Below are 556 nucleotides of genomic sequence, written 5' to 3'. Positions count from 1 at the left end.
CGATGGAAACTACACAGAAGGAACAGACACACTTGTTCAAACAACAGTAGTTAAAGACGGACAAGACGGAGCTGCGGGAGCATCTGGACGTGACGGTAAAGAAGTATTAAACGGAAAAGTAGATCCAAAAGAGAACCAAGGTAAAGATGGAGACACATTCGTAAATACACAAACAGGAGATGTATTCGTTAAGAAAGGTAACACTTGGGAACCAGCAGGCAACATCAAAGGACCNAAAGGTGACAAGGGTGAGAACGGAAAAGATGGATTCACACCAGAAGTAACCGTTACAGACAACAATAACGGAACACACACCATCACNATCACGCAACCAGACAACAAACCATCATTAACAACCATCGTTAAAAACGGTGAAGATGGAAAAACACCAAAAGTCAAAGCAGAACGAGATGATGCGAAGAAACAAACTACATTAACCTTCTACATTGACAAAGATGGCGACGGAAACTACACAGAAGGAACAGACACACTTGTTCAAACAACAGTAGTTAAAGATGGTCAAGACGGAGCTGCAGGACAAGCAGGACGTGACGGT

General features: G+C 43.0%; 1 pseudogene. It reads left to right on the top strand.

Annotation, left to right across the window (positions count from 1 at the left end):
* Positions 1 to 556 (top strand): annotated as a pseudogene (locus tag D8845_RS10165) (YSIRK signal domain/LPXTG anchor domain surface protein); the annotation flags it as partial.

It is taken from the genome of Streptococcus mitis, assembly GCF_003942865.1.
GTDB classification, from domain to species: Bacteria; Bacillota; Bacilli; order Lactobacillales; family Streptococcaceae; genus Streptococcus; species Streptococcus mitis_BI.
This window is presented reverse-complemented; position numbering and strand designations above follow the sequence as displayed.